The organism is Streptococcus sp. SPS1 (genome assembly GCF_030439915.1).
Classification (GTDB): domain Bacteria; phylum Bacillota; class Bacilli; order Lactobacillales; family Streptococcaceae; genus Streptococcus.
The window spans coordinates 32,335-58,678 of record NZ_JAQFJG010000011.1 but is presented as its reverse complement, the minus strand read 5'-3'; the positions used below and the strand labels follow the sequence as shown (position 1 = coordinate 58,678).

Annotated in this window: 29 protein-coding genes and 1 tRNA gene; 18 read left to right on the top strand and 12 right to left on the bottom strand. The window is 38.8% G+C overall.

The features are described from left to right. Nucleotides 1-307: 307 nt before the first annotated feature. The 5 genes from mobV to PCY12_RS08345 form a co-directional block, all read right to left on the bottom strand. Nucleotides 308-1,777: a MobV family relaxase gene (gene mobV / locus PCY12_RS08365; protein ID WP_301352449.1), complete on the bottom strand. Its 1,470-nt coding sequence runs from the start codon at nt 1,775-1,777 to the stop codon at nt 308-310. Nucleotides 1,778-2,058: 281 nt separating this feature from the next. After that, complete coding sequence (locus PCY12_RS08360) at nt 2,059-2,904, bottom strand: replication initiation protein (protein ID WP_301352447.1); 846 nt, start codon at nt 2,902-2,904, stop codon at nt 2,059-2,061. A gap of 292 nt (nt 2,905-3,196) precedes the next feature. Further along, complete coding sequence (locus tag PCY12_RS08355) at nt 3,197-3,838, bottom strand: hypothetical protein (RefSeq protein ID WP_301352445.1); 642 nt, start codon at nt 3,836-3,838, stop codon at nt 3,197-3,199. A 2-nt stretch (nt 3,839-3,840) separates the two neighbouring features. Further along, nucleotides 3,841-4,173, bottom strand: coding sequence for a replication initiator protein A (locus PCY12_RS08350; RefSeq protein ID WP_301352450.1), 333 nt, complete (start codon nt 4,171-4,173; stop codon nt 3,841-3,843). 8 nt (nt 4,174-4,181) lie between these two features. Further along, on the bottom strand, nt 4,182-4,460 hold the full coding sequence (locus PCY12_RS08345) for a hypothetical protein (RefSeq protein WP_050261429.1): 279 nt from the start codon (nt 4,458-4,460) through the stop codon (nt 4,182-4,184). Nucleotides 4,461-4,602: 142 nt separating this feature from the next. Between PCY12_RS08345 and PCY12_RS08340 the strand changes: the two genes are divergently transcribed. Continuing rightward, entirely contained in the window at nt 4,603-5,145 is a 543-nt protein-coding gene (locus PCY12_RS08340) for a helix-turn-helix transcriptional regulator (protein WP_301352443.1), read from the top strand. Nucleotides 5,146-5,232: 87 nt separating this feature from the next. Further along, nucleotides 5,233-6,390 carry a site-specific integrase gene (locus PCY12_RS08335; RefSeq protein ID WP_301352441.1) on the top strand — a complete coding sequence of 386 codons (1,158 nt, stop codon included), beginning with the start codon at nt 5,233-5,235 and terminating at the stop codon, nt 6,388-6,390. Between the two features lie 104 nt (nt 6,391-6,494). Here the strand turns inward: PCY12_RS08335 and PCY12_RS08330 are convergent, their stop codons facing one another. After that, nucleotides 6,495-6,737 (bottom strand): type B 50S ribosomal protein L31, encoded by a 243-nt coding sequence (locus PCY12_RS08330; protein WP_000710764.1) that lies wholly within the window; start codon nt 6,735-6,737, stop codon nt 6,495-6,497. Nucleotides 6,738-6,832: 95 nt separating this feature from the next. Beyond that, nucleotides 6,833-7,768 carry a bifunctional oligoribonuclease/PAP phosphatase NrnA gene (locus PCY12_RS08325; protein WP_301352439.1) on the bottom strand — a complete coding sequence of 312 codons (936 nt, stop codon included), beginning with the start codon at nt 7,766-7,768 and terminating at the stop codon, nt 6,833-6,835. A gap of 103 nt (nt 7,769-7,871) precedes the next feature. Here PCY12_RS08325 and PCY12_RS08320 point away from each other — a divergent pair, with 103 nt between their 5' ends. The 8 genes from PCY12_RS08320 to PCY12_RS08285 all read left to right on the top strand — a co-directional run bounded on the left by PCY12_RS08320 (nt 7,872) and on the right by PCY12_RS08285 (nt 13,020). Further along, nucleotides 7,872-8,315 (top strand): flavodoxin, encoded by a 444-nt coding sequence (locus PCY12_RS08320; RefSeq protein WP_001162128.1) that lies wholly within the window; start codon nt 7,872-7,874, stop codon nt 8,313-8,315. A gap of 114 nt (nt 8,316-8,429) precedes the next feature. Next, entirely contained in the window at nt 8,430-8,702 is a 273-nt protein-coding gene (locus PCY12_RS08315) for a chorismate mutase (protein WP_061438890.1), read from the top strand. Continuing rightward, nucleotides 8,695-9,912, top strand: a complete 1,218-nt coding sequence (locus PCY12_RS08310; protein WP_134990122.1) for a chloride channel protein — start codon at nt 8,695-8,697, stop codon at nt 9,910-9,912. Before PCY12_RS08315 ends, PCY12_RS08310 begins: the two co-directional genes overlap by 8 nt. A gap of 123 nt (nt 9,913-10,035) precedes the next feature. After that, entirely contained in the window at nt 10,036-10,383 is a 348-nt protein-coding gene (gene rplS / locus PCY12_RS08305) for a 50S ribosomal protein L19 (protein ID WP_001068669.1), read from the top strand. Nucleotides 10,384-10,425: 42 nt separating this feature from the next. Next, nucleotides 10,426-10,497, top strand: a tRNA-Arg gene (locus tag PCY12_RS08300). A gap of 692 nt (nt 10,498-11,189) precedes the next feature. Beyond that, the gene (locus PCY12_RS08295) at nt 11,190-12,056 is read left to right on the top strand and encodes a helix-turn-helix transcriptional regulator (RefSeq protein ID WP_301352437.1); all 867 of its coding nucleotides are present in this window, start codon (nt 11,190-11,192) and stop codon (nt 12,054-12,056) included. Between the two features lie 233 nt (nt 12,057-12,289). Next, complete coding sequence (locus tag PCY12_RS08290; protein ID WP_301352435.1) at nt 12,290-12,847, top strand: CYTH domain-containing protein; 558 nt, start codon at nt 12,290-12,292, stop codon at nt 12,845-12,847. Beyond that, entirely contained in the window at nt 12,844-13,020 is a 177-nt protein-coding gene (locus tag PCY12_RS08285; RefSeq protein WP_301352434.1) for a hypothetical protein, read from the top strand. Before PCY12_RS08290 ends, PCY12_RS08285 begins: the two co-directional genes overlap by 4 nt. A gap of 545 nt (nt 13,021-13,565) precedes the next feature. Here PCY12_RS08285 and yidA read toward each other — a convergent pair. Both yidA and PCY12_RS08275 read right to left on the bottom strand, forming a co-directional pair. Next, nucleotides 13,566-14,372: a sugar-phosphatase gene (gene yidA / locus PCY12_RS08280; RefSeq protein WP_301352432.1), complete on the bottom strand. Its 807-nt coding sequence runs from the start codon at nt 14,370-14,372 to the stop codon at nt 13,566-13,568. 12 nt (nt 14,373-14,384) lie between these two features. Continuing rightward, nucleotides 14,385-15,689 (bottom strand): HD domain-containing protein, encoded by a 1,305-nt coding sequence (locus PCY12_RS08275; protein WP_301352430.1) that lies wholly within the window; start codon nt 15,687-15,689, stop codon nt 14,385-14,387. Between the two features lie 71 nt (nt 15,690-15,760). On the opposite strand from PCY12_RS08275, the gene PCY12_RS08270 reads away from it, so the two are divergent. From PCY12_RS08270 to ffh, 3 genes are all read left to right on the top strand, one after another. Then, nucleotides 15,761-16,138, top strand: coding sequence for a DUF1934 domain-containing protein (locus tag PCY12_RS08270; protein ID WP_301352428.1), 378 nt, complete (start codon nt 15,761-15,763; stop codon nt 16,136-16,138). Between the two features lie 99 nt (nt 16,139-16,237). Further along, complete coding sequence (locus PCY12_RS08265) at nt 16,238-16,570, top strand: putative DNA-binding protein (protein ID WP_000402066.1); 333 nt, start codon at nt 16,238-16,240, stop codon at nt 16,568-16,570. A gap of 11 nt (nt 16,571-16,581) precedes the next feature. Next, nucleotides 16,582-18,153, top strand: a complete 1,572-nt coding sequence (gene ffh, locus PCY12_RS08260; protein WP_301352426.1) for a signal recognition particle protein — start codon at nt 16,582-16,584, stop codon at nt 18,151-18,153. A gap of 191 nt (nt 18,154-18,344) precedes the next feature. Here the strand turns inward: ffh and PCY12_RS08255 are convergent, their stop codons facing one another. Continuing rightward, entirely contained in the window at nt 18,345-19,628 is a 1,284-nt protein-coding gene (locus PCY12_RS08255) for a solute carrier family 23 protein (RefSeq protein ID WP_060628761.1), read from the bottom strand. 302 nt (nt 19,629-19,930) lie between these two features. Then, a complete protein-coding gene (gene rsmG, locus PCY12_RS08250; protein ID WP_301352425.1) occupies nt 19,931-20,644 on the bottom strand; it encodes a 16S rRNA (guanine(527)-N(7))-methyltransferase RsmG in 714 nt (237 codons plus the stop codon). Nucleotides 20,645-20,737: 93 nt separating this feature from the next. Here rsmG and PCY12_RS08245 point away from each other — a divergent pair, with 93 nt between their 5' ends. Together PCY12_RS08245 and htpX are read left to right on the top strand one after the other, a co-directional pair. Beyond that, on the top strand, nt 20,738-21,298 hold the full coding sequence (locus tag PCY12_RS08245; RefSeq protein WP_000219834.1) for a LemA family protein: 561 nt from the start codon (nt 20,738-20,740) through the stop codon (nt 21,296-21,298). A 1-nt stretch (nt 21,299) separates the two neighbouring features. Further along, nucleotides 21,300-22,199, top strand: coding sequence for a zinc metalloprotease HtpX (gene htpX / locus PCY12_RS08240; RefSeq protein ID WP_033687100.1), 900 nt, complete (start codon nt 21,300-21,302; stop codon nt 22,197-22,199). 149 nt (nt 22,200-22,348) lie between these two features. Here htpX and PCY12_RS08235 read toward each other — a convergent pair whose 3' ends face one another. Further along, nucleotides 22,349-23,908 (bottom strand): ATP-binding cassette domain-containing protein, encoded by a 1,560-nt coding sequence (locus PCY12_RS08235; RefSeq protein WP_301352423.1) that lies wholly within the window; start codon nt 23,906-23,908, stop codon nt 22,349-22,351. 532 nt (nt 23,909-24,440) lie between these two features. On the opposite strand from PCY12_RS08235, the gene PCY12_RS08230 reads away from it, so the two are divergent. The 3 genes from PCY12_RS08230 to pyrR all read left to right on the top strand — a co-directional run bounded on the left by PCY12_RS08230 (nt 24,441) and on the right by pyrR (nt 26,344). Further along, on the top strand, nt 24,441-24,983 hold the full coding sequence (locus PCY12_RS08230; protein ID WP_000773212.1) for a DUF177 domain-containing protein: 543 nt from the start codon (nt 24,441-24,443) through the stop codon (nt 24,981-24,983). After that, the gene (nth, locus tag PCY12_RS08225; protein WP_000244443.1) at nt 24,983-25,612 is read left to right on the top strand and encodes an endonuclease III; all 630 of its coding nucleotides are present in this window, start codon (nt 24,983-24,985) and stop codon (nt 25,610-25,612) included. The genes PCY12_RS08230 and nth overlap by 1 nt, the downstream gene beginning before the upstream one ends. Before the next feature lie 210 nt (nt 25,613-25,822). Continuing rightward, complete coding sequence (gene pyrR, locus PCY12_RS08220) at nt 25,823-26,344, top strand: bifunctional pyr operon transcriptional regulator/uracil phosphoribosyltransferase PyrR (RefSeq protein WP_000850023.1); 522 nt, start codon at nt 25,823-25,825, stop codon at nt 26,342-26,344.

The window sequence follows — 26,344 nt, the reverse complement described above, 5'->3', positions numbered from 1 at the left end:
GCGATGAAATCAAGCATGATTAAAACCAGCGGAACTTACCCTGACACGGATTTCCACTGGTTTTTACGATTTTTATCAGACTAACTTCCACTTGGATTAGCGGTGGAAGTTAGTTTGGGAATTTACCGTTTGTAATATTTGACTTCTCCTTGATTGATTTATTCCAATTTCCTTTTGACAACAAGTAACCTATGACTTCTTATTCCTGTTGTAATCGGTCGGCAGCTTTTCAGCCTGCCGACACGACCCAACTAGTCTAATTCGTCATAGCTTGCTGTCAAAAGTTTTCTCGGCATAAAGAGGTTGTTCAGCGTTCTAGAGTTTGTTCGTAGATTTTTTTGATGACTTTGACAGCACTAACAAGTTTAATAGGTTTGAAAGCATTAAGTTGTTTTGTAAGGTTTTGGAATTCCTTTTGTTTCATGTAGTTTTTAGCCTGATTTCTCCATACCCCAAGCTTTCTGCTGGCTATATTTAGACGGTCACGAAGTTGTGAAATTTTATTTTTCAAGCTATTGTTTTCAATTTCTAAAATTCGTTTTTGATTTTTAGTTTCTCGAAGTTCGTCTAATATCTCATTTTTATTACTTGCTACATTTCTCAGTATATTCAATTCCTTGTTTTGTTGCTGGATAGTTTGTGACAGTCTGCGGTTCTCGTAGAAGTGTTGGATTACAGATTTTATTAAATTATTGAGTGTTTCAGGGGAGAGTTTAATTTTTCCATCGAGAGTTTGTTTGCCTATTGTTCCATTTTCAATTTGACTGATATTCAGTCCTTCGAAATTTTGATATTTTTGAAGGTACTCTCGAAGTTGCTTGGTGAGTTCGTTGATAGTACCTTGTTTTGTCTTTATATCTTGGTTCATACTATCAATTGTTTCAGTTTTACTACCTATGATGCTGTCTACGATATCTAGATCTTCTTTTTTGATATTAATTTCTTTTTCAAGATGTGATAGTGTATCTTGTTTTTCACTTAGCTCATGATCTAGGTTTGATAGCATTTCATTTTTTTCTTCGTTTATGAATTTAAGTTCTTCGAGTTTGTTTTTTATTTCCTCGTCAACTATTTTTATATCTTCAACTTTATTTTTCAAATCTTTATTCATTTGGTTTAGTTGGGTGTTAAATTCTATTGTTTTATCGAATTTTTCGTCAATTTGTTTTTCGATTTTTTGAAGAACCTCTTGCTTGTCCTTGTATTCCTGTGTTGATAAATGTTTTTTTGTACTATCAAGTTCTCCTCGTTGGAGATGAAAACCATGTTGAGATAAATACTTTGGGAGTTCATCTTGGATTTTTTTCAACTCCTCACGATTAAAAATTGATTTGGATGATAACTTTCCTTGCTTCATTGGTACAATTCCCATATGCATGTGGGGTGTGTTTTCGTCTAGGTGAACACTAGCATAGGCAATATTTTCTAAACCATAGTTTTCAGCGAAATAATTTTTAGAAGTTTCAAAAAATCTTCTTGTCTCCTCGGGAGTAAGTTTAGCAAAAAAATCTTTATCAGATGTTATAATCCATTCATCGCAGAGAACGGCATCTTTTCGAATAGCTCGTTTAGAAATTTTGTTCTCGTCTATGTAGTTTTTAATTTGCTTTTCGTACGACAGAGAGCGGTCTCTATCTGTCAATTCATAGTTTAAATGTGAGCGTTCAATATCAATATCCTTGTTACTGTGTTGCTTAAAAATACGTTCATTGTGTCTGTAAGCTCCACCTAAATTACCTGATTTGTACTTCGTCATTCTGGCTACAACGTAACTCATAATTCGTCCTTTCTCGGCTCAAAGGGTCGCCGAGCGTGTGGCTAAAAATTGCCACACATAAGCAAGCCCTTATGCGGTGTTCTTTACTGAGAACGGCACTACTTCCAAGTAAAGTATAACGCACTATACTTTGCCTCCGGAAAGTGTGCGGTCTCCGACGGTTTTGCTCTCTCGAAAGAGAGCAATCGGACTGTCGAAACAGTCCGATGAAAAGAGAAGTTCGAGCCACAAACTTCTCTTTTTGTTTCGCTCCGAAGAGCGAAAGGCATTCCGAAGAATGCCTAACGACCCCCATAATAAGCAAGTTGTTTTTCTAATACTGGTCGTTCATGTTTTAATAAATCTTTCATCAACTGCAGATAGTCAGTATCAGATGTTTGATAGGTTTCTAAAATCTTTTTATATTTGGCTCTTGTATTTCTATGTAATTTTTGCCAAACATTTTTATTGCGTGTATATGAAACTAAATATATCTGAGTTTCAACTGGCAAATTATCAAACACAAAAGGTTTAAAGATAACAGAGTCAATGACCTCAAATATTTCTTCGACAGAGCGACTACGGAGCTGAAATTCTAAGCGCCACCAATGCTGAAATTGCTTAGCAAATTCCTTGTCTTCCTCAGCCCCATTTTCTAATTGTTCAACTTTTTTGTTATAGAGTCTAATTTGTTTTTCTGACCTTGAAGCTCCTAGATATTTTGTTTCAAGTTTACCATTTTTATCTCTCCATTCTTTTGTTGCCGTAGGTCGTCCCTTCTTTTCTAAAATGAATTCACTACAATCAACTTCAAATATATCAAAAGCTAAATCGACTCGAGAGATTGCAATATCTTCAAGATATGGTATAATCGTACTAAGAATTTCGGTATCGACAGATCGGAGTTTGTTAGGATTAAACTCCATTCGGAAAGGGCGAGCATTGAAGGCTTGTCCTTTTAATTTGTCGTAGTCTAGAAGGAGTCTGACGTGACTTCCGTCCCGAGTGATTGCTTTAAACATATCAGTCATAGCAGTCTGGACGATAATGGCTGTATGATTTTCTATCAAACTTTTGAGAGCAAGGAGTTTGATAGGTTTGATATAAGCTGTAATAGTGATGTTGTCCAAGCTAACTTTTAATTCCAAATAAACCTCCTTTCTTTTAGAGGTCGCCTGTCGGCGCCTCTTTTTTGTCTGCGTAAAGACCTCCGTAAAATGACATTCTTGGGGGAGCAACCCCAAGCCGACTTCGTCGGACCATTTTCATTTTGCTACGGTCAAACTTGCCAAAAAACGGGTGTAGTAAATGCACATCAGATGTGCACATAGCGGGCTGTTAGAGGAGCCCGCGTTATAAATTTTGAGGAAGCTCAAAAATTTAGTCTCAAAATCTCATTTTCAAAATATTTTCATAGTCGTTTTCATAACTGTTTTAGGACTAGAAATTTTGTAAATCTGAAACAGATTTTTGAAAAAGGTCAACTCTTTCAATCAAAAATATCTCTAGGATTTTCTCGATGATATCTTCAGGGGGGATCTGCTTGTTTTTCTTGTATTTAAAAAATCGGTCTTTAGCTTTTTTCATTTCTCCTAAATCGTCAGACACATCAGCAAACAGTAACTCATTCAGTTCAAACCAACGTAGTTCAGACTGTTTACGGACAACCTCGAAGTTTCTCCAAAAACGGCTACCCTCATCTAGCTGTTCAAATTTCCTAAATAAATTCTCTCTTTCTACTTTACGGTATTCTTTTGGCAAGAGTGACCCAACATATTCCGGAGACATGTTCGAATAGATGGCTTCTTTTGTTACAACAATTGGGAGTTTTAAGGAACTATCAACGTCTTCCAAAATCTTTCTAACAAATTGACTAAGTGTAATTTGTGTATTCAACTTATACTTCAACATCTTAGTACTTAATAGTTCAAATATATCAGTTGACCTAAAAAGCCATTCCATAAGCGTTTTATTATCTATATCTTTACTTGAGAATACTTGATAGTCAAGCTGATAGCTATCCAATCGTGACTGGATAACTTGATTAAGTGCAGCGTCTTTTCCAAAGTAAATCTTTATCATACTTACACCTCGTTAATATAAGTCCTGTATGGTAAGTTGTGGTTATAATAGCTTACATTCCATTGTCGTTCTCGTTCAATTAAGTTGACAGATTCCAAGCGTTGTAAAACGGCTATCATAGTCGTTCTGGAGCAGGAAAATTTTTTGGCTAGATCCTCAATTCTATATGCTAGGTAAATACTTCCTTCATCATCTATCCAACCTTTCTCTATTGCCTCTTCTTGTTTGTTTCTTAGCACAGAATAGACAATAACATCAAGAGGTGTCAAATCTCTATAGAAATCGTCTTGAAATAATACTCTAGGTATTAAGTAATAATCTTTTTCATAATCAATCATATATCTCACCTCTCATATTGTTGTAACCATTTTCTGACTTGGTGTTTATCGTAGAGTGTGACCCCATCAACAACAATATGAGGCATTCCTGCCTTTTGCCATTTAACAATAGTTGTATTTGATACATCAAGCCAACGGCAGAGACCAGCCATGCGTATCATTGGTTTGTAAAGTTCTTGTTCCGTAAAAGCTTTTTCAATAGCTTCTTGAACCATACCATCGTAGCGTGCAAGTAATTGCTTTTCTGTAATCTTAGGAAGATTGATAGTGAATTGTTCTTGCATAGTTTTACCTCTTTCTTTATTTTGTAAGCTCCGACATACTCGTTTTTGAGTACATCTGTATTATATACTCTAAAACGAGTAAAGTCAAGTTGTTTTTTCTCTTATTTGAGTAAATATGTTAGAATAGTAGTGGAGGTAGAAAATGGATAACAATGATTTACTTTTTAGGAAACCACCTAACAGACTGGAAAAACTTATGGAAAATCATGGGGTTACTTTGAAAGAGGTTAGTGAAAATACGGGTATACCCATAACTACACTTTCTGGATATAAAAAAAATCAGCGTGCTCCTAAAAAAAATAATGCAGAGATACTTGCTGAGTATTTCGGTGTCTCGGTTGCTTATTTGATGGGGCTTGATGATGTTCCTAGTAGAGATAGTGACATTCTTCATAGCCCTAAAGAGGATTTAGAAGAGACAATAAAATTGATGTTTGATTTAGGGAGAGAGGAAGGATTTTCAGAAGAGTTCTTGATAGAATTGACAGACAGGGTATTTAAATCACATCCTAGCCAAAAGTGGATTGAGTATACGAAAGCCATCGAGCCAATAAAATTAGAGATAGCCGAGTGGCAAGAAAAAGAGACCGAGTTACAAGAGCAATTAGAGACGGTGCAGTCTCACATAAACAGATTGAAGAATCAAATTAGGAAGATAGAAAGACAATATTATCCAGATTTTTAATCGATTTCCCAAAAATAAGAGTAAATAGCTCTCTAATTTCTTTATTTTGTAAGCTCCGAAACCTTAAAAAATAAAGGAGAAATTAGAATGTCTATTATTAAATATAAGGCTAAAAAGTCTAAATCAGGGTATCTTTATAAGGTCAGAATCTACAGGGTGATTGATGGCAAACGTAAAGACTTCTTTAAAGGCGGTTTTAAGAGCCGTAGAGAAGCTAGACAGTATGAAGCTATGATTTACCACAAAAAAGCGTCAGGAGACCTCTCAGAACTTCTGAGAGTCTCTGAGAGACGTTTTGATGAAGTTTTTGAGGAATGGTTCAAAACTTATCAAAACACAGTAGAGAGGACGACAAGCGTCCGTACAGATGATTTGTTTAGAATTCATATCTTGCCAGTTCTTGGAAAGGTGAAAATTTCCAAAATTACTCCTTGGCAATGTCAGGACTTTATTACCGAAAAAGGTCAGACTTTTAGGAATATCAAACAGGTCAAATCTTACACTAGTCAAGTGTTTGATTTTGCTTTGAAAATGAAATTGATTACAGACAACCCAATGAAACAAGTGATACTCCCAAAAAGAGAGCGGAAGAAGTCAGATAACTTCTTTAGCGTTGAGGAGTTGCATGAGTTTTTAGACATTATTAAAGCAGAAGAGCCTTATAAAAACTATGCCTTATTTCGTTTGTTAGCTTATAGTGGCTTAAGGAAAGGGGAGCTGTATTCTTTGAGGTGGTCCGATATTGATTTTGATAATCAATTACTTTCTATCAACAAAAACTTAGGTAGAATCAAGGGGAAAGCCGTTGAGAAAAGCACCAAAAACAAGTTTTCAATACGGCAAATTCCTTTAGATACTGAGACAGTCTCGATTTTGAAAGAGTGGAAACAAAAGAGCAGAAAAGAAAAGGGGCAACTGTCAGTTACCCCATTGATTGATAGTGATTATATGTTTACGTTTGTTGGCCGAGATGGAAAGATAGAGCCTTTATATCAGGACTATATCAATAGTGTGCTAAAGCGCATTATAAGGAAACATGACTTGAAGAAGATAACTCCTCATGGCTTCAGACATACTCATGCAACCTTGATGATTGAAGTAGGGGTTGACCCTGTCAATGCGGCCAAAAGGTTAGGGCATGCAAGTAGTCAGATGACCTTGGATACTTATAGCCATTCTACAGTAGCAGGAGAGAAGAAAGCTATCACAAAATTTGTAGATTATCTGGATAGTGCAAAAGGTTAGTTTTCCAAGACGGTACCAAAAACGGTACTAAAAATAAAAAAAGCCAATTCCAATTTCTTGGAAAAGGCTTTGTATCAACGTTTTTAAGCAATAAATGCGGTTGATTATTTGAGACCGTATTTTTTGTTGAAACGATCCACGCGTCCATCTGCTTGAGTGAACTTTTGACGTCCAGTGTAGAATGGGTGTGAGTCTGATGAAATTTCCACACGGATCAATGGGTAAGTTTCGCCTTCGAACTCAACTGTTTCGTTAGAGCGTTTTGTTGAACCGCTAAGGAATTGGTAACCAGTAGTTGTGTCCATGAAGACAACTGGGCGATATTCTGGATGGATATCTTTTTTCATTTTGCAATATTTCCTTTCTGCCATGGTCTCTTTGCGAGCCATAGATTGTTACCATACTAGTCTATCAGATTCTGAAAAGTTTGGCAAGTATTTTATCAGTTTTTAAGCAAGTTTTTTAACTTTTGGTAGATGATTTCGTTTTCTTCTAAACTATAGGAATTAGCACCACTTGCTAGAGGGTGACCTCCACCATCATGTTCCTTGGCAATTTCATTGATAGGATGGATTTTACTGCGTAAGCGAACTCGGTAGTGGCCATCAGCCTGCTCCACAAAAATTCCCCAGAGACTTACACTGTCAATACGTCCAGGTGCACCGACAATGGCTGCAGTTTCAGCATCGGTGACATTGAATCGTTTTAAGATTTTCTGACTCAGGATAACGCGAGCTGCGCCATTTTCATCCACTTCCAGATGGTCGTAGATGTAGCCTTGAAGTTTTGCAATTTTGTAGCTCATAGTGTCCATTTTGCGAGTGAGAGCTGCAAAGTCAAAGTTATGTTCTCTCAAATAAGCAGCAAGGCGAAGAGTCCGTGCAGTGGTAGAAGGGTAGAGGAAGCGACCTGTATCACCAACAATTCCTGCAAAGAGCAACTCAGCAGCGCAATCTGACAAGGCCAGCTGGGTTGTTTCTGCAAATAGGGTAATCATCTCGCTAGCGCTGCTTGAACTAGTATCTACCCAAGATAAGTCGCCATATACATCATCATTTGGATGGTGGTCAATCTTAATGAGAAAATCACCTTGACTATAGCGCTTATCATCGATACGAGCGGTATTAGCCGTATCACAGACGATGACAAGTGCCCCTTGGTAGGCACTATCTTCAACAAGATCCATCTCAGCCATCCAAGTTAGAGTTGGTTCATCAAAACCAACAGCTTTGATGGTTTTTTCAGGGAAATGATATTCTAGCAAGGCTTTCAATCCCACCTGACTTCCCAAGGCATCAGGGTCTGGTTTCATATGACGGTGAATGATAATCGTGTCGTATTCTTTGATTTTTTCTAAAATTTGATGGCAAATTTCCATAAATAACCTCAATTCTTTCTCATTTCATTGTAGCACAAGAATTTTTATTTTTAAAATGAAAAAGATGTGATATAATGGAGAAAGATAAATTGAGGAGGACGATATGGCATTAGCAAAAATTGTATTTGCCAGTATGACCGGTAATACCGAAGAAATTGCAGATATTGTAGCAGACAAATTACGTGACTTGGGCTTGGATGTCGATGTTGATGAATGTACAACTGTTGACGCTTCAGACTTCTTGGAAGCAGACATCGCTATCGTTGCGACCTATACTTATGGTGATGGTGAATTGCCAGATGAGATGATGGACTTCTACGAAGACCTAGCAGATCTCAATTTGAATGGTAAAATCTACGGAGTGGTTGGTTCAGGTGACACCTTCTACGATGAATTCTGTAAGGCTGTTGATGACTTTGATCGTGTTTTTGTGTCAACAGGAGCAGAAAAAGGTTCAGAGTGTGTTAAAGTAGATCTTTCTGCTGAGGAAGAAGACATTGAACGCTTAGAACAATTCGCAGAAGAATTGGCTGCTAAAGTAGGATAAGCATAAACGTGCACTGATGGAATCAATCAGTGCATTTTTTTATCGTGAGTTGGGATTTTACTAGCCTATTTGGTGGCTTTTTGATACAATAATTCAAATAAAGGAGGAGATTGTATGGATTTAGATATTATTCGTCAAGAAATTGATCAAATCGATCAAGAGCTTGTAGCCTTGCTGGAAAAACGGATGGTTTGTGTCGGTCAGATTGTAAAATATAAGGAGCAAGAGGGACTCCCTGTGCTCGACCAGGGAAGGGAAAGAGCAGTTCTTGAAAAAGTCGGCTCTCTTGTGATGGATGAGCAGTATCGCTCGACCATTCAAGCCCAATTTCAAGATATGATGAAACACTCTAGAACTTACCAAGAGGAGGTCAGGGCGCGTGATTAGTCTATCCATCAAGGAAAAAGCAAAACAGTATATGGTACTGACAGGGATGGCCCTCTTCATCGGTCTATTGGTCGGTACCATCGATATGATTTTTGGCCAAGGCCTTCTCCTAATCGGAGATGTTCGAAGCCAGCACTGGCCCTTGATTCTTTTCCTGGCTTTAGCAGGGCTTGTCATCGTTTATCTCTATAAACGTTTTGGTGGCAAGGCATCAAAAGGGATGGGCCTAGTTTTTGATGTTGGGCACGCGCGTGAGGAGGAAATCCCCGTGGTCTTGGTGCCTTTGATCATGCTGACGACCTGGATGAGCCACCTCTTTGGTGGTTCGGTTGGTCGGGAAGGCGTAGCTGTCCAGATTGGAGCAACCCTTTCGCATCGTTTTGCCCGTCATATCAAGATAGCCGATGCTTCACGTATTTTTCTTATGACCGGGATGGCAGCAGGTTTTGCGGGGCTCTTTCAGACGCCACTAGCTGCCACCTTCTTTGCCCTTGAAGTTTTGACCGTTGGGGAATTGCAGCTGATTGCCCTCTATCCAGCTCTCATCGCCTCGATCGTGGCGAGCTTCACCTCTCATGCTCTTGGCCTGGAGAAATTTGCTGTGCCACTCAAGGAAACGTTGAGCTGGACACCAGAGACCTTGATCAAAGTTGCCCTTCTTGGCTTGGCTTTTGGCCTCGCTGGGAAGCTCTTTGCAGTTAGTCTTTCTTGGTTGAAAAAAACAGTCGCTCAAGTCTTGCCTAATCCGTATATCCGGATTGCTGTCATTGGGGCTGGTCTCAGCTTAGTCCTCTTGACTCTCCAGCTGACCAAAGTCGGCACTTATAGTGGACTTGGAACCAATCTGATTGATCTAGCCTTTCATCAGGGGACTGCGCAGTCTTATGACTGGATCCTCAAACTTCTCTTTACGGTGGTAACCATCTCTGCTGGATACCAAGGAGGAGAAGTGACACCGCTCTTTGCGATCGGAGCTACGCTTGGCGTCTTTCTCGCATCTATACTGGGTCTTCCAGTCTTGGTCGTTGCAGCTATCGGTTATGCCAGTGTCTTTGGTAGTGCGACTACGACCTTGCTCGCACCGATCTTGATCGGAGGAGAAGTCTTTGGCTATGCCAATCTTCCTTTCTTTGTGATTGCCTGTGCCATAGCCTATTGCCTGCCAAAAGAGTGGAGCATTTATTCCGGTCAAAAAGTTGCAAAAAAGTAGAGAAAAGAGCTTTACAAAACTGAAATTATCTGATATGATAGTTTTTGTGTGTAATGGACGCACAAAAATACAGTTTATCCGCTGAGGAAGTTTCCTCAAGATTGACAAAGATAGGAGAATAAAATGAATCCATTAATCCAAAGCTTGACTGAAGGTCAACTTCGTACAGATATCCCATCATTCCGTCCTGGTGACACTGTTCGTGTACACGCGAAAGTTGTCGAAGGTAACCGTGAACGTATCCAGATTTTTGAAGGTGTTGTTATCGCACGTAAAGGTGCGGGCATCTCTGAAAACTACACAGTTCGTAAAATCTCTAACGGTGTAGGTGTTGAGCGTATCTTCCCAATTCACACTCCACGTGTTGAAAAAATCGAAGTTGTACGTTACGGTAAAGTACGTCGTGCGAAATTGTACTACTTGCGTGCTCTTCAAGGTAAAGCAGCTCGTATCAAAGAAATCCGTCGTTAATTCGACTAAAAAACTCTGCTCATTTAGCAGAGTTTTTATCTAGCTCCCTTAGTTCAATGGATATAACAACTCCCTCCTAAGGAGTAGTTGCTGGTTCGATTCCGGCAGGGGGCATTTTTAGTAAATTAAGAAAAATAAAGAATATTCAAAGTGTTTATTTATAGGCAATCATCACAATTTGGTTTTTTAAAATAGGTTAGTGTTTTTTATTTGACTAATTCATAATCAAAATTTTACAAAAAATTATATTTTGATCAATGATTACAGAATAAAGTGGATCTGCATAGTAACTTTGACATCTATTAGTTTAAAAATAAGGACTTCCTTTATTGGAATGTCCTTATTTTTATTATGGAATTGACAAATGAGGTTAAGGTTCAGATCTATGAACTCAGAAAGTAAGTACAAAGCTTTAAACAGCTTTCAAAAAGATTTGGTGTGGATTTTTCGGGCTAAGGTATGTGACAAAAAGAATTGATTGTTATGAAATAGAGAGCCTAAAAAATGGGGAAAATCGTTATTGTTTCCCTGAATTTGATATGTTGTAAAAGATTATTTCTGGTCTGTTAAATATATCAATAACAAAATTTAAACATGATAGTCTAATATCTAATTCATTTAAAGTGAATACGTTTATCAATCGTTTGAGTAAGAAAATCTCAAAAGAAGAAGGGATAGGTTTTCAAAAATAACCTATCTAGTCATTGTTTATATATAATTTGTATCTTTTGTTTTGTTAATTTGTATTTAAAATTTAATCGTGTTACAATTGAAATTGAAATCAAATAGAAAAGGAAAATGCAAACGTGGGCACACTTTTAGCAACAAGATTAAAAAATAGACGAAAAGAATTAAAAATGTCTCAGCGAGAATTGGCTGAGGGGATATGTAAACAGGGACAGATTAGTCGATTAGAGAATGGAGAATTTACTCCAGGAGCAGACTTTTTATATGCTCTGTCTAAGAAGTTAAAAGTTAGTATAGATTATTTTTTTAATGAGCAAATTGAAGAGGAGATTGACGAGCTATCAGAGTTTAAGAAGTTAGCTCAGACATTTATCACAAATCGAAATTATGAGTCTTTGAAATATATATATGAACTAGAGAGTGTAAAAGTACATCGCTTGTCTCTAGTAGATAAGTTTTATATGGAGTGGATAAAATCTCTTATAGATTTTTATTTCTATGGGCAAAAAGAGGAGGCTGTGGCAAGATTGGAGAAGGTACTGTCTCAGTTAAGTGTACCTGACTTGACCTACCTTCAAGTTTCAAATACTCTATTTAATTTTTATTATGATATTGAAGATTTAGAGAGTTTTAATGAAATTCGTGAAAAGTTAGAGTATCAAGTAAATCAACTCAATTTAAACACAATTGAAGAATTAAACCTTTCTATTAAGTTTAATTACAATGTTTGTCGCTACCTATGGTTGCAGAATAATACTGAAGAAGCTATTACTAAAATAACAGATACGATAAAGCAATGTAAAACGTATAGAACAACATATCTTTTGGCTGATTTGTATTTATTGATGGGAAATGTCAGTAAGAATTTTTCTTCTAAAGTTGCAGTAAAAGAGTACTTTGAAACGGCTTATTTCCTATATAAGCTTGAGGGAAATATGTCAACGGCTCTTAAAATCGAGCATTACATTGCAGATATAACAGAATAGTAAAGACGATGTTCAATTAAGCATCGTTTTTTAAATTCAAAATAATACAAATATGTATTTAATAAAAATAAATAAAAAATATTATCAAAAATCTTGACAATATTATATTGAAGTGCTAAAATGAGTGCAAGAAAATATTAGGCTTTGTGTCTATAAAACATCACCAGAAACTTACTATAGACTGAGTGAATGTAAAGAGACTTCATCCTTTGAAGAATTGAGAGGTAAAATTAATGAATGAATTAGAAGTTAGATTTGAACTCAACGATGAGAGAGATTATAATAATGCTATTTCATATTTAGAAAAATCTTATAAATTTAAGAGTGAAAATAAGCAAGTTGATGAATATTTTAAAATAAAAGGAAGAGAATTTGAAAATGATGAGGTAGGTAGCTTTATCTACAGAATTCGTCAAGAAGCTGATAATAAAGCATGTGTTTTCACAAGAAAAGATACGATAAAACAAGGAATGTGGAGTGAAAGTGAAATAGAGTTGGAATCTGAAAAATTAGAATTTGTAAGGAATATCTTGCAAGATGGTTTTTCAAATATTTTCACAATAAGTAAATATAGAAAGACTTATCATGACGCATTAGAAAATAAAACGATTAATCTAGATAAGATTGATGGTCTTGGATTTTATCTTGAAATAGAGATTTTAGGAGATTTTTCAAAAGAAGATTATAATAATTTTTACGAGAAAATGTGCGGAGAGTTCTCATTTTTAAATTCAAAAATAGAAACAAAGGGCTATGTCCAATTAATGAGAGAAAAAAATGGACGTAATTGAAATTATCAAATAGTCTTGTTGGGATTGTTTACTCAATTGCTGGATTTGGAAGTTTGATAGCAGTAACCTTTCTTTCTACTTTTTTGAATAAGAAGGCTGCCTTTATCTTGATGAATATATCAATGGCAACCATCCCACTTGTCATTATGGCGAGTGGAATAGTAGAAAATTAGATATTTTTTGGAATTTGTTATTCAATCTTGAGTGGATTAATTACAATAGCTTCTGTTTCGATTACAACAATACAGCAACAAGAAAGTACAGTGTATAATATTGGAAAGATACTTTCTAGTTCTTTTGTAAAAGCTACCATTTTTGCACCTTTTGGAGGGATATTGGCCGCTTATTTTAATTGGCTTTTAAACCCGAGATTAAGTCTAGTTATTTTGGGATTACTAAGTAGTTTATTGGTTATTCTTATAAAGAGTTATGAAACAAAGCTAATTAAGAAAAGCACTGCAATATTTATAAAGGAAGATTAGTGGATTAATTATCATTAGAAAAAATAATATTAATTCGTAGTAAAATAAAAAATTGAAAAAGGTTTTACATAATGTACTACCTTTTTCAGATTTAATAATTATTAAGGGGATAGAACTAGAGACCAAAAATACTGAATCTTAAACTACACCCCAAAAGTAAGATTTTTTCTGTCTAACTTTTGAGGTCAGTACAGTATCTCTAACTTCTGGAGTGCTTTTTCTATATTCATATTATTTTACAGTACCCATGTACGGATGGCATGGGCAACGCCAGATTCATCATTAGATTTAGTGATGTATTTGGCGATTTTTTTGATTTCTGGATTTCCATTTTCCATGACAACAGGGTTACCAACGACTTCCAGCATTGCACGGTCATTTTCTTCGTCACCGATAGCCATGGTTTGATCTTTGGTCAATCCGAGTTTTTCAGCTAGGTGAGTGATGGCTGAACCTTTGTCCACATTCTTTTTAAGGAGTTCGAGGTAGAAAGGAGCAGATTTGTTGATGGAGTAGCGTTCGTAAAATTCTGCTGGGATTTTTTCAATCGCAGCATCGAGGATTTCTGGTTCATCGATGAACATACACTTGACGATTTCCTTGTCAGCCATTTCTTCAGGTGTGCGGTAGAAGATAGGCATGCTGACGAGGGTTGATTCGTGCACTGTATATTTTCCGATATTGCGATTGGCAGTATAGATACCGTCCTTTGTAATAGCGTGCATGTGGACATCGAGCTTGCGACTGAGGAATTCCATATCCAGATAGTCCTCATAGGTCAAGGATTTACTGATAATCTCATGGCCTGTAGCAGTCTCTTGGACAAGGGCACCGTTGAAGGTCACAACATAGTCACCCTCGTCTCTCAACTGCAAGTCGTCCAGAAGTTTGGCAACACCTGCGATAGGGCGGCCAGTTGCAATGACGACTTTGACACCAGCTTGTTTGGCATCTTGGATGGCAGAAAAGACTTCAGGTGTGATTTCTTTCTGACTGTTGACTAGTGTTCCGTCGATATCAACGGCAATTAGTTTAATACTCATAAATTTCCTCTTCTAGTTTTTATTTGGGGTAAAATGGTCGTTCTCAATCAAGTGTAAAAATTGCTGGGTGATACTTGCGAAGATGCTGTTTTGATCCAACATTTCTTTTGGGAAATAGAAACGATTATCTCCGTGGCGACTGCCAGCAAGGGATTGGACGATAGGAGACAGGCTAGAGAGTTCGGCCAGTTCTCCATTTTTCTGTAAAATCTCAATCTGTGTCCGTGGGTTTTCAGATTCGGGACGATAGATATCATAAGGGAGGTCAAAGTTCTTATGAATGGCTGTGTAGTAGTCGGGATCAAAGCCAATGTCCTCAACCAATTTTCTCATGCTAGCGAGTTGGTCTTGATCTTCTTGTGAAAAGGTAATGGATTTAAAGACCTTGCGGTTGACAAAGCGTTGCGACAGGTCTGCGAGTATCTTATCAGGACTGGTCATCCAGAGCTGGAAGTAGGTATTCATCACACCATCATCCAGAGCCAGATAATCAGACAAGGTCACATTTTTTTCAAAGAAAGGCAGGAGGTGAGGAGAAGTTCGGGCAAAGAAGTCCTTGTCCTCAGGATAGAGTTCCTTGGCGCGCTTGAGGAGATTCTGTAGGAGAACTTCCATAGCGCGTGTTGCTGGGTGGAAATAAACCTGCATGTACATCTGGTAACGACTGAGGACGTAGTCTTCGATAGCATGCATGCCATTGCGCTGAAAGGCGATACCATTTGCGACAGGACGAATGACTCGGAGGATGCGAGTCAGGTCAAATTCCCCATAGGATGCTCCTGTAAAATAGGAGTCGCGCAAGAGATAGTCCATGCGGTCTGCATCAATCTGACTAGAAATGAGCTGCACGACCTGCTTGTTAGGATAGGTATGGTCGATGACACTGGCAACTTTTTCTGGGAAATCTGGCGCCACTTGTAGTAGGACTTGGTGAATCTCTGTCTCAGGACTTTGGATAATCTCCTGAGTAATGGCTTCGTGGTCTGTATCAAAGAGATGTTCAAAAGTATGGGAGTAGGCACCATGTCCAAGGTCATGTAGGAGAGCAGCGGTCATGGTTAAGAGAGACTCAGAAGGATTCCATTCGTCTGGATATTTTTCTTCAAAAATCTCCGTGATACGTCGTGCAATCTCATAGACTCCAAGACAATGGGAGAAGCGACTGTGTTCTCCACCGTGGAAGGTATAACTGGAAGTCCCCAGTTGTTTGATACGGCGCAAGCGTTGAAATTCTTTTGTATTGATCAAGTCATAGATGATTTGATTATTGACATGGATGTAGTTGTGAACTGGGTCACGGAATACTTTTTCGTTCATATGACCATTATAGCAAAAAGCTAGAGTTTTTGGTAAAATAGTAGGACAAGAGACAAGAAAGAGGACCTGATGTGAAGATTCGGATGCGAAATACGATTCAGTTTGATGAGCAGTTGGAAGTGATTGACCAGCTTTATGATGTAGAAGTGCATGAGAAGGGCGATTATCGCTATCTGCTTTTCTACAATGAGGAAAAGGAAAAAGTAGTGATTAAATTCCATGGTCAAGAACTGGTGATGAGCCGTTTTTCCAATCCGAAAACCATTATGCGTTTTCTAAAGGATAGTGATAGTTTGGCCTATATTCCTACTCCAATGGGCATGCAGGAGTTTATCATCCAAACGAGCCGTTATGAAGTTGATGGGCAAAAGATTGAGCTAGCCTATCAACTACAAAATCAAGAGGGACATCCCTTTGCCAGCTATCAATTGGAAATTACTTGGGGCTAGGCTCATGTCTTTTTCAAATTTTTCAAATTTACCTGGCTATCTTCTCGGATTAGCCTGCTAATGTGGTAGATTAGGCTATTTTTTGGTATAATAAAAGTTATGGAAATCGAAAAAACCAATCGTATGAATGCGCTCTTTGAATTTTATGCGGCGCTTTTGACAGATAAGCAAATGAATTATATAGAGCTCTACTACGCTGATGATTACAGCCTTGCTGAGATTGCTGAAGAGTTCGGTGTCAGTCGTCAGGCTGTCTACGACAATATCAAGCGGACAGAAAAGATTCTGGAAGATTATGAGATGAAATTGCACATGTACTCTGACTACATTGTCCGTAGTCAAATTTTTGATCAGATTTTGGAGCGCTATCCCAAGGATGACTTTCTGCAGGAGCAGATAGAAATTTTAACAAGCATTGATAATAGAGAATAAGAGGAAGAAAAATGGCATTTGAAAGTTTAACAGAACGTTTGCAGAACGTCTTTAAAAATCTACGTAAAAAAGGAAAAATCTCTGAATCTGATGTCCAAGAGGCAACCAAAGAAATTCGCTTGGCCTTGCTTGAGGCCGACGTTGCCTTACCTGTTGTAAAGGACTTTATCAAGAAAGTTCGTGAGCGTGCAGTCGGGCATGAGGTCATTGATACCCTTAATCCTGCTCAACAGATTATTAAAATTGTAGATGAGGAACTGACAACCGTTTTAGGTTCTGATACAGCAGAAATTATCAAGTCACCTAAGATTCCGACGATTATCATGATGGTCGGTTTGCAGGGGGCTGGTAAAACAACCTTTGCCGGTAAATTAGCTAACAAACTTAAGAAAGAAGAAAATGCCCGTCCTTTGATGATTGCGGCGGATATTTACCGTCCTGCGGCTATTGACCAGCTGAAGACACTGGGGCAACAGATTGATGTGCCTGTCTTCGCGCTTGGGACAGAGGTTCCAGCTGTTGAGATTGTACGTCAAGGTTTGGAGCAAGCGCATGCCAACCACAACGATTATGTTTTGATTGATACGGCAGGTCGTTTGCAGATTGATGAGCTTTTGATGAATGAGCTTCGTGAGGTAAAAGCCTTGGCTCAACCAAATGAAATTTTGCTCGTCGTTGATGCCATGATTGGTCAAGAAGCGGCCAATGTTGCGCGTGAGTTTAATGCTCAGTTAGAAGTAACTGGGGTTATCCTTACCAAAATTGATGGGGACACTCGTGGTGGTGCGGCTCTATCTGTTCGTCACATTACTGGAAAACCAATCAAGTTCACTGGTACAGGTGAAAAGATTACGGATATTGAAACCTTCCACCCAGATCGCATGTCAAGTCGTATTCTTGGTATGGGGGATATGCTCACTTTGATTGAGAAAGCTTCTCAAGAATACGATGAGCAAAAAGCCCTTGAAATGGCTGAGAAGATGCGTGAAAACACCTTTGATTTTAATGATTTCATCGATCAATTGGATCAGGTACAAAACATGGGGCCAATGGAAGACTTGCTCAAGATGATTCCAGGCATGGCTAACAATCCAGCCCTTCAAAACATGAAGGTGGATGAGCGTCAGATTGCGCGCAAACGTGCTATTGTGTCTTCCATGACACCTGAAGAACGTGAAAATCCAGATTTGTTAAATCCAAGCCGTCGCCGTCGTATCGCTGCTGGTTCTGGAAATACGTTTGTCGAAGTCAATAAATTCATCAAGGACTTTAACCAGGCTAAACAGCTCATGCAGGGTGTTATGTCTGGCGACATGAACAAGATGATGAAACAAATGGGAATCAATCCAAACAACCTCCCTAAAAATATGCCAAATATGGGAGGAATGGATATGTCTGCCCTTGAAGGAATGATGGGACAAGGCGGTATGCCTGACCTGTCAGCTCTCGGAGGAGCAGGAATGCCAGATATGAGCCAGATGTTTGGTGGTGGACTCAAAGGTAAAATCGGTGAATTTGCCATGAAACAGTCTATGAAACGTATGGCTAACAAAATGAAAAAAGCGAAGAAGAAACGTAAGTAAGATAAGGGATTGATGCAAATCTCATTTGATGAGAAAATGAAGTAAAAATTTCTATGATAAAACGTATAGTATCAAGGTTTTAGAATACCTGATATTATACGTTTTTTGATTTTAACAATTTACAGATATTTGTATTATAGTGTACGAAAAAAATCCACTCAGTTGTCTGAGCGGATTTGGTGTTTAGATTCTTAGTCTTTATTTTCGTATGGCAAGATTAAGTTCAAGATGATTCCTGTCATGGCTGATAGGGCAGTTCCTGAAAGGGTAACTGGACCGAGTTTAAGGATAGCTCCTCCAAGTCCAAGGACCAACATAGCACTTGCGATGATTAGGTTACGCATTTGAGCAAAATCAACACGTTCTTTAATCAAGACTTTCAAACCGTTGCTGGCGATAACTCCATAGAGAAGGATTGACATACCACCAAGTACAGCGTTTGGAATGGTTGAAATCAAAGCAGTGAATTTACCAAGGAAGCTAAGGGCAATCGCGATGAAGGCAGCGTTACGGATAACTGAGACAGAAGCGATACGAGTCATACCGATAACCCCTGTATTTTCTCCGTAAGTTGTATTGGCTGGTCCACCAAGGAAGGCAGAAACTGAAGTTGCGATACCGTCACCAAGAAGAGTACGGTGAAGGCCTGGTTCTTTCAAGAATTGACGGCCACAGATTTGACCCAAAACAGTATGGTCTCCGATGTGTTCAGAAATTGTTACGATAGCGATTGGCAAGATGGCGATGGTTTCTGGCCCAAAGTAAAGATTGTATTCTTTAAAGGCACCACCTGTGCTAAATGGCAAGTAGAAACCAGGAATTTCAAACCAGTTAGCTTTTAGAACTGGTGTAAAGTCAACCAAACCAAGGGTTAGTGCGAAGAGGTAACCACCGATAATGGCAAAGAGGAATGGAATGATTCGTAGGAAGCCTTTTCCTTTTGTATTGATAAAGGCAGCAATCAAGAAAGTAACAACGGCTACAAGAGCATTTTTCCAATTTCCATCTGCTACAAGACCTGCATTGGTAACAGCTGAGCCTGCAAGTCCAAGACCGATAACGATGATCATAGGTCCGATGATGATTGGTGGCAAGAGTTTATCAATCCATTTTGTACCTGCAAAACGAACACCAGCAGCCACAAGGACATAGACCAAACCAGTCAAGATAACCCCTGTTTGGGCAGCAGATACATCACCACCCATTTCTTTCATAGCCAGTGACATTGCTGTGATAAAGGCAAATGAAGAACCTAGATAAACTGGAACTTTAAAACCAGTTGAAATCATGTAGATGAGTGTCCCAACACCTGAAGCAAAAAGGGCAACAGATACAGGCATTCCCAAAATCAATGGTACCAAGATGGTCGCACCAAACATGGCGAAAACGTGTTGGAAACTAAGGAGAATTCCTTTTCCAGCCGAAGGACGTTGGTCAACGTCTAGTAACAAATCAACAGTTGATTCTTGTTTCATATAAACCTCACTTTTGGGCATCAAAAAAGAGCCCATTATTTTACAGCAATAGGCCCTCAGAGTAAGACTTCTCTAAAATCTAGACTTTAAAGAGTTTCAAGTATTTCTGCGTCTTCGTCACCTCACGGGATGACATTAAAAACCTTTGCTTGTGATAGTATAGCAGAAAAAAATGATTTTGTAAATCATTTTTTCCCGAGCCTAGAAATAAAAGAGCGAGGTTGATTTTGTAAATCATTTTTTCCCGAGCCTAAAAATAAAAGAGCGAGGCTGACTTTGTAAATATTTTTTTACTAAAAAGATTAAAGCGGGCGTTTATTTGGCATGCCAGCCTTTCTTGGATATTTATTTGGCGTTTCTTTTTTCTTTTCCACCACTGTGATGTAGCGCGGATCTCCATTTGGTAGGGCGTAGTTGAGATTGTCTTCGACTTTACTGAAGAGGAGGTTGAGGGCATTCTTAGCTTCTAATAACTCCTCAGGCGCATTGCTGGCCTTGAGTGCCAATAGTTTCCCGCCAACTTTAAGGTAGGGAATAGTCAATTCAGACAAGACCTGCATACGGGCTACAGCACGAGCTGTTACAAAATCATATTGAGCACGGAAGTTTTTGTCTTGGGCCAAGTCTTCTGCACGTCCATGGTAGAAATGAACATCGTCCAAATCCAGTTCTTGAGCCAAAAGTTGGAGGAAGTTGATGCGCTTGTTGAGAGAATCAATGATGGTCACATCTAACTGAGGATAGAGGATTTTCATAGGAAGACTAGGAAATCCTGCCCCAGCTCCAATATCAAGAAGTTTGATAGTTTCATTGGGAATCAAACCTTGCAGAATAGGCGCAATCGAATCGTAAAAATGTTTGAGATAAACTTCATCCTTGTCCGTAATAGCTGTTAAATTAATCTTTTCATTCCACTCGACCAAGAGTTCAAAATAACGTTCAAATTGTTCTTTCTGCTGGTCCGAAAGTGGAAGATTTTGCTCGGCAAGCAAGTTGTAAAATGTTTCTGGTTTCATAGTTATTTCCTTCTTTAGTATCATCTTATTTTACCACAATCATTAAAAATTTGATATACTGGTACTAATCTAAAAGCAGAAAGGACTTATATAATGACTTGGATTATTCTTGGAGTTTTAGCTCTTATTGTTATTTTTGTGATTGTTAGCTATAACGGTTTGGTTAAGAATCGTATGCAAACAAAGGAGGCTTGGAGTCAGATTGATGTTCAGTTGAAACGTCGAAATGATCTCTTGCCAAACTTGATTGAGACTGTAAAAGGTTATGCCAAATATGAAGGTTCTACCCTTGAAAAGGTGGCAGAACTGCGTAACCAAGTGGCGGCAGCGACTTCACCAGCAGAAGCTATGAAAGCTAGTGATGCCCTCACTCGTCAGGTTTCAGGTATTTTTGCAGTTGCAGAAAGCTATCCAGATTTGAAAGCTAGTGCAAACTTTGTTAAATTGCAAGAGGAATTGACAAACACAGAAAATAAAATCTCTTACTCTCGTCAACTTTATAACAGTGTTGTCAGCAACTACAATGTAAAATTAGAAACTTTCCCAAGCAATATTATCGCTGGAATGTTTGGATTTAAAGCAGCAGATTTCCTTCAAACACCAGAAGAGGAAAAGGTAGTTCCTAAAGTTGATTTTAGCGGTTTAGGTGACTAAGATGTTGTTTGATCAAATTGCAAGCAATAAACGAAAAACCTGGATTTTGTTGCTGGTATTTTTCCTACTCTTAGCTCTTGTTGGTTATGCGGTTGGTTACCTCTTTATGCGATCTGGGCTTGGTGGTTTGGTTATCGCTCTGATTATCGGCTTTATCTATGCCTTGTCCATGATTTTTCAATCGACAGAGATTGTCATGTCCATGAATGGAGCGCGTGAGGTGGATGAACAAACGGCACCAGACCTCTACCATGTAGTAGAAGATATGGCTATGGTCGCTCAGATTCCTATGCCCCGTGTTTTCATCATTGATGATCCAGCCTTAAACGCCTTTGCTACAGGTTCTAACCCTCAAAACGCGGCGGTTGCTGCGACTTCAGGTCTCCTAGCTATCATGAATCGTGAGGAGCTAGAAGCTGTTATGGGTCATGAAGTCAGTCATATCCGTAACTACGATATTAGAATTTCGACTATTGCCGTTGCCCTTGCCAGTGCTATCACCATGCTTTCTAGTATGGCAGGTCGTATGATGTGGTGGGGTGGAGCAGGTCGCAGACGAAGTGACGATGACCGAGATGGAAATGGTCTTGAAATCATTATGCTAGTGGTTTCCCTACTTGCAATTGTGCTGGCACCTCTCGCTGCAACCTTGGTGCAACTAGCTATTTCTCGTCAGAGGGAATTCCTAGCTGATGCTTCCAGTGTCGAGTTGACTCGCAATCCACAAGGGATGATAAATGCTCTACGTAAGTTGGATAATAGTAAACCGATGAGTCGTCCTGTCGATGATGCCAGCAGTGCACTTTATATCAATGATCCCAAGAAAGGGGGAGGGTTCCAAAAACTCTTTTATACCCACCCACCTATCTCAGAACGGATTGAACGTTTGAAACATATGTAAAATGAAGGCTGGGAAAAAGCCTTTAAAATCTGAAAAACGCATAATATCAGGTGTGCAAATCTTGATATTATGCGTTTTATTATGGGAAGATTTACTTTCTCTTCTCCTAAAATTGTGTTTTTGCCCCACCTATCTGCTATGTTGCAAATTTATAAATCTTCTAAATTAACTAGCTCCAGACCGTGTTCTGTTAAGCGGTAGATGCTTGAACAGACCTCTTTTAAGAAACGACGGTCATGCGAAACAGTGATGATACCGCCTGGATAGGTTGCAAAGAGTTTTCTGATTTGGGGTTGAGAAGTTGGAGAAAAGTTTCGTGTGGGCTCATCCAGCAGGAGAAAGTTTGGTTTGCGCAAGACTAAATCCAAAAGCAGGAGTTTGCCTTGTTGTCCGCCAGATAAGGAGCGAATTTGATGCTGCATTTCTGGATAACTGAAATTGAGACTGGCTAAGTGAGATTGGATTTTCTGTAGTTCCTCTTTTTCCCCAGTTTTGCTGAGATAGGCTATTGGGGATAAATCCAATTGCAGTTTCTTGTGGTAATCTTGTGGCATAAAACCAAGCGAAATTTCTCTTTTGGCGCTAAGCAGTTGTTGAAACTTGGCTAACAGAGTTGATTTTCCAACACCATTTGGGCCGATGATACCGATTTTTTCTTGGCCATGGACAGTTAGTTGTAGTTTTTGAACCAAAACTCGGTCGCCAATGACCCAATTTTCCTTTTCCAGTTGGATTAAGACTTTAGAAGCAGGTAATGGCTGTATATCTGAGAAGAAAAGTCTGATTTCTTCCTCTTCAAGCGGTTTTTGGGTCATGGACTGAGCTGTCTTTTCAAAGCGTTTTTCTTGAGATAGAACATTTTTCATCTTTTTAGCCAATAGGCGACCGGCAGTACTATCTTTAGTAGCTCGAAGCGCAGTTTCTACATTTTGCTTGACTCGCCGATGTTTTTCCATGGTTTTATCATAGGCTCTTTGGTCGTTAGCAGCTTGCTGGCTTTGTCTGGCAAAATTAGCCTTTCTCTGCTCACTATAGCGATCATAGTCTAAATGCTCTACTAGCGTTTCCGCTTCTTTACGGTGCTTGACCAGTCGCAAGTGAACAATAGTATCTGCCGTTTCAGAAAGAAAGTCTTCATCATGGGAGATGAAAATAACGGTTTGTCTAATCTTACGAATTTGACCTTTTAGCCAATCAACCGTCTCAAGGTCTAGGTCATTTGAAGGTTCATCTAAAAATAGAATTTCAAAGGGTTTGGCTAACTCATGGATAAGCTGAATTTTCAAAGCTTCGCCCCCTGATAGACTGCCAATCTCTTGGTTACTAGCAAAACGATTGCTATCAAAATGCAACTCCTCAGCCAAACGATAGAGGACACTGTAGTCTAAATCAATATAATCTAAAAAGAAGTAGTCGTGTAAAGTTTTCTTTTTCAGGTTCTCAGGGATTTTTTGAGGAATGTAGGCTATTGATTGATAATCAGATTGAATGTCTCCCCTGATAGTGAAATCAGGTAAAGTTTCTCTCATTAAAGTTTTAAGTAAGGTTGATTTACCATTTCCTTCTTCGCCAATAATAGCAACCTTTTCCCAGTCTTGGATGGTCATGGTTAGATCAGAGACAAGGTCTCGTAAATCTTTGTTTTGTGTGATGGTCAGATGATTGATTTTTATCATATGATTGCCCTTTCTATAATGTCTATAGTGCATAACAAAAAGCTCTACTTTATCTAGTAGAGCCCAAAGTCACTGTCAAAACTCTATTATCCTCGTTGAAAAACTCGTCAAACTAGCTTGGAGTTGCCTAACCCAACCCAAGAGGAGCATAGCTTTCTAGTTTTTTGATTTTCAATGGGGACAAGATACTAGAAAATCTAGTATGAAAAGAGCCACAAAAAGAGACAAAAACAAGATCTACTAAATAAAGGTTCTTTATTTGATAGACTTAGTTGTTCATGTCTCCCTTACCTCCGAGTATTAGTATCTTTATCGTATAACTTTCAGGAAATTTTGTCAACAGAAAACTGGAAATTCTATGCTCTAAAATCCGTGTGGTAAGCATTAGTAATGAGTTCTTTGTCTTCCATGTGAGCATTCTCCTTGCTCTGATGTAGTATAGCACTAAAAAATAAAAACAGCATAGTAAATATGTTGAAAATCGAATTTTAATTACAAAGTTTGGTGTGCTGATTTGTAGCCTTTTCATGGTATAATCAAGAGAGTAAATCTTTATGGAGGAAGTATGAAATTAAATATTCAAGAAATTCGTAAGCAGTCTGAAGGCTTGCATTTTGAACAAACGTTAGACCTAGCCGCAGACCTGCGTGCACGTAATCAAGAAATTTTAGATGTAAAAGATATCCTTGCAGTTGGAAAAGTACAATACGAAGACCGTATGTATTTCTTAGATTATCAACTATCTTATACTATTGTTCTTGCTTCAAGTCGCAGTATGGAACCAGTTGAGCTAGTTGAATCTTATCCAGTAACGGAAGTTTTCATGGAAGGCGCAACCAACCAGCTAGATCAGGAAGTTTTAGATGATGATTTGGTCTTGCCTATCGAAAATGGAGAACTAGACCTTGCTGAGAGCGTGTCAGACAATATTCTGCTAAACATTCCTATCAAGGTTTTGACGGCTGAAGAAGAGGCTGGTCAAGGATTTGTTTCAGGAAATGACTGGCAAATCATGACAGAGGAAGAATACCAAGCTCAACAAGCAGTTAAGAAAGAAGAAAACAGTCCTTTTGCTGGCTTACAAGGACTATTTGATGGAGACGAATAATGGTTTTGTCAAAAAAACGAGCACGAAAAGTGCTGGAAGAAATCATTGCTCTGTTTCCAGATGCCAAGCCCAGTCTTGATTTTACCAATCATTTTGAACTCTTGGTTGCGGTCATGTTGTCAGCTCAGACAACGGATGCAGCAGTAAATAAAGCCACACCAGGTCTCTTTGCTGCCTTTCCAACGCCACAAGCCATGTCTGTTGCGACAGAGAGTGAGATTGCCTCACACATTTCTCGCCTGGGACTGTATCGAAATAAGGCTAAATTCCTTAAAAAATGTGCTCAACAGTTACTAGACGATTTTGATGGTCAAGTCCCTCAAACACGTGAGGAATTAGAGAGTTTGGCTGGTGTTGGTCGCAAGACAGCCAATGTTGTCATGAGTGTGGGCTTTGGGATTCCAGCTTTTGCAGTGGATACTCATGTGGAGCGTATTTGCAAACACCACGATATCGTCAAAAAATCAGCGACACCACTTGAGGTGGAAAAGCGGGTCATGGATATCTTGCCACCGGAGCAGTGGTTAGCTGCCCATCAGGCCATGATTTATTTTGGAAGAGCTATTTGTCATCCTAAAAATCCAGAGTGTGACCAGTACCCACAGTTATATGACTTTAGCAATTTATAAGATGGGGAATTAAAAGTTTTTGCTTGATTTTAAGCATGCTTTGTGCTATAGTATTTGATAACTAAATATTCCTTTAAACCTGTCCCGTGAGGCAGGCAAGGAGAACGATTAAGTAGAAGGTCGAAGTCTATACTGTTTACAGTAGGGCTCGCTTGGCTATACATTTCAAGTCTCCTTGTTTAAGGAGACTTTTCTTTTTGGAGGTTTGTCATGAAGACAAAAGAAGTTGTAGACGAATTGACCGTCAAACGAGCGATTACGCGTATTACTTATGAGATTATCGAACGCAACAAAGATTTGAATAAGATTGTCTTGGCTGGTATTAAAACTCGTGGTGTCTTTATCGCCCACCGAATCCAAGAACGTTTGGAACAGCTAGAAAATCTTTCAGTTCCTGTTGTGGAATTGGATACTAAACCTTTCCGTGATGATGTTAAAAGTGGAGAAGATACTTCTTTGGTTTCTGTCGATGTGACAGACCGTGAAGTTATCTTGGTGGATGATGTGCTCTATACAGGTCGTACCATCCGTGCTGCTATTGATAATATTGTCGGTCATGGTCGTCCTGCGCGTGTGAGTTTAGCAGTTCTAGTTGATCGTGGACATAGAGAATTGCCTATTCGTCCAGATTACGTTGGGAAAAATATCCCAACCAGTCGTTCTGAAGAAATCATCGTGGAGATGGCAGAACTTGATGGCCAAGACAGAGTTCTGATTACTGAAGAAGCTTAG

Bases quoted from the DNA above. Each gene is read 5' to 3' on its own strand.
- mobV (WP_301352449.1), bottom strand. From the start codon at position 1,777: ATGAGTTACGTTGTAGCCAGAATGACGAAGTACAAATCAGGTAATTTA.
- PCY12_RS08355 (WP_301352445.1), bottom strand. From the start codon at position 3,838: ATGATAAAGATTTACTTTGGAAAAGACGCTGCACTTAATCAAGTTATC.
- PCY12_RS08345 (WP_050261429.1), bottom strand. From the start codon at position 4,460: ATGCAAGAACAATTCACTATCAATCTTCCTAAGATTACAGAAAAGCAA.
- PCY12_RS08340 (WP_301352443.1), top strand. From the start codon at position 4,603: ATGGATAACAATGATTTACTTTTTAGGAAACCACCTAACAGACTGGAA.
- PCY12_RS08335 (WP_301352441.1), top strand. From the start codon at position 5,233: ATGTCTATTATTAAATATAAGGCTAAAAAGTCTAAATCAGGGTATCTT.
- PCY12_RS08330 (WP_000710764.1), bottom strand. From the start codon at position 6,737: ATGAAAAAAGATATCCATCCAGAATATCGCCCAGTTGTCTTCATGGAC.
- PCY12_RS08325 (WP_301352439.1), bottom strand. From the start codon at position 7,768: ATGGAAATTTGCCATCAAATTTTAGAAAAAATCAAAGAATACGACACG.
- PCY12_RS08320 (WP_001162128.1), top strand. From the start codon at position 7,872: ATGGCATTAGCAAAAATTGTATTTGCCAGTATGACCGGTAATACCGAA.
- PCY12_RS08315 (WP_061438890.1), top strand. From the start codon at position 8,430: ATGGATTTAGATATTATTCGTCAAGAAATTGATCAAATCGATCAAGAG.
- rplS (WP_001068669.1), top strand. From the start codon at position 10,036: ATGAATCCATTAATCCAAAGCTTGACTGAAGGTCAACTTCGTACAGAT.
- PCY12_RS08290 (WP_301352435.1), top strand. From the start codon at position 12,290: ATGAATGAATTAGAAGTTAGATTTGAACTCAACGATGAGAGAGATTAT.
- yidA (WP_301352432.1), bottom strand. From the start codon at position 14,372: ATGAGTATTAAACTAATTGCCGTTGATATCGACGGAACACTAGTCAAC.
- PCY12_RS08275 (WP_301352430.1), bottom strand. From the start codon at position 15,689: ATGAACGAAAAAGTATTCCGTGACCCAGTTCACAACTACATCCATGTC.
- PCY12_RS08265 (WP_000402066.1), top strand. From the start codon at position 16,238: ATGGAAATCGAAAAAACCAATCGTATGAATGCGCTCTTTGAATTTTAT.
- ffh (WP_301352426.1), top strand. From the start codon at position 16,582: ATGGCATTTGAAAGTTTAACAGAACGTTTGCAGAACGTCTTTAAAAAT.
- PCY12_RS08255 (WP_060628761.1), bottom strand. From the start codon at position 19,628: ATGAAACAAGAATCAACTGTTGATTTGTTACTAGACGTTGACCAACGT.
- rsmG (WP_301352425.1), bottom strand. From the start codon at position 20,644: ATGAAACCAGAAACATTTTACAACTTGCTTGCCGAGCAAAATCTTCCA.
- PCY12_RS08245 (WP_000219834.1), top strand. From the start codon at position 20,738: ATGACTTGGATTATTCTTGGAGTTTTAGCTCTTATTGTTATTTTTGTG.
- htpX (WP_033687100.1), top strand. From the start codon at position 21,300: ATGTTGTTTGATCAAATTGCAAGCAATAAACGAAAAACCTGGATTTTG.
- PCY12_RS08235 (WP_301352423.1), bottom strand. From the start codon at position 23,908: ATGCACTATAGACATTATAGAAAGGGCAATCATATGATAAAAATCAAT.
- PCY12_RS08230 (WP_000773212.1), top strand. From the start codon at position 24,441: ATGAAATTAAATATTCAAGAAATTCGTAAGCAGTCTGAAGGCTTGCAT.
- nth (WP_000244443.1), top strand. From the start codon at position 24,983: ATGGTTTTGTCAAAAAAACGAGCACGAAAAGTGCTGGAAGAAATCATT.
- pyrR (WP_000850023.1), top strand. From the start codon at position 25,823: ATGAAGACAAAAGAAGTTGTAGACGAATTGACCGTCAAACGAGCGATT.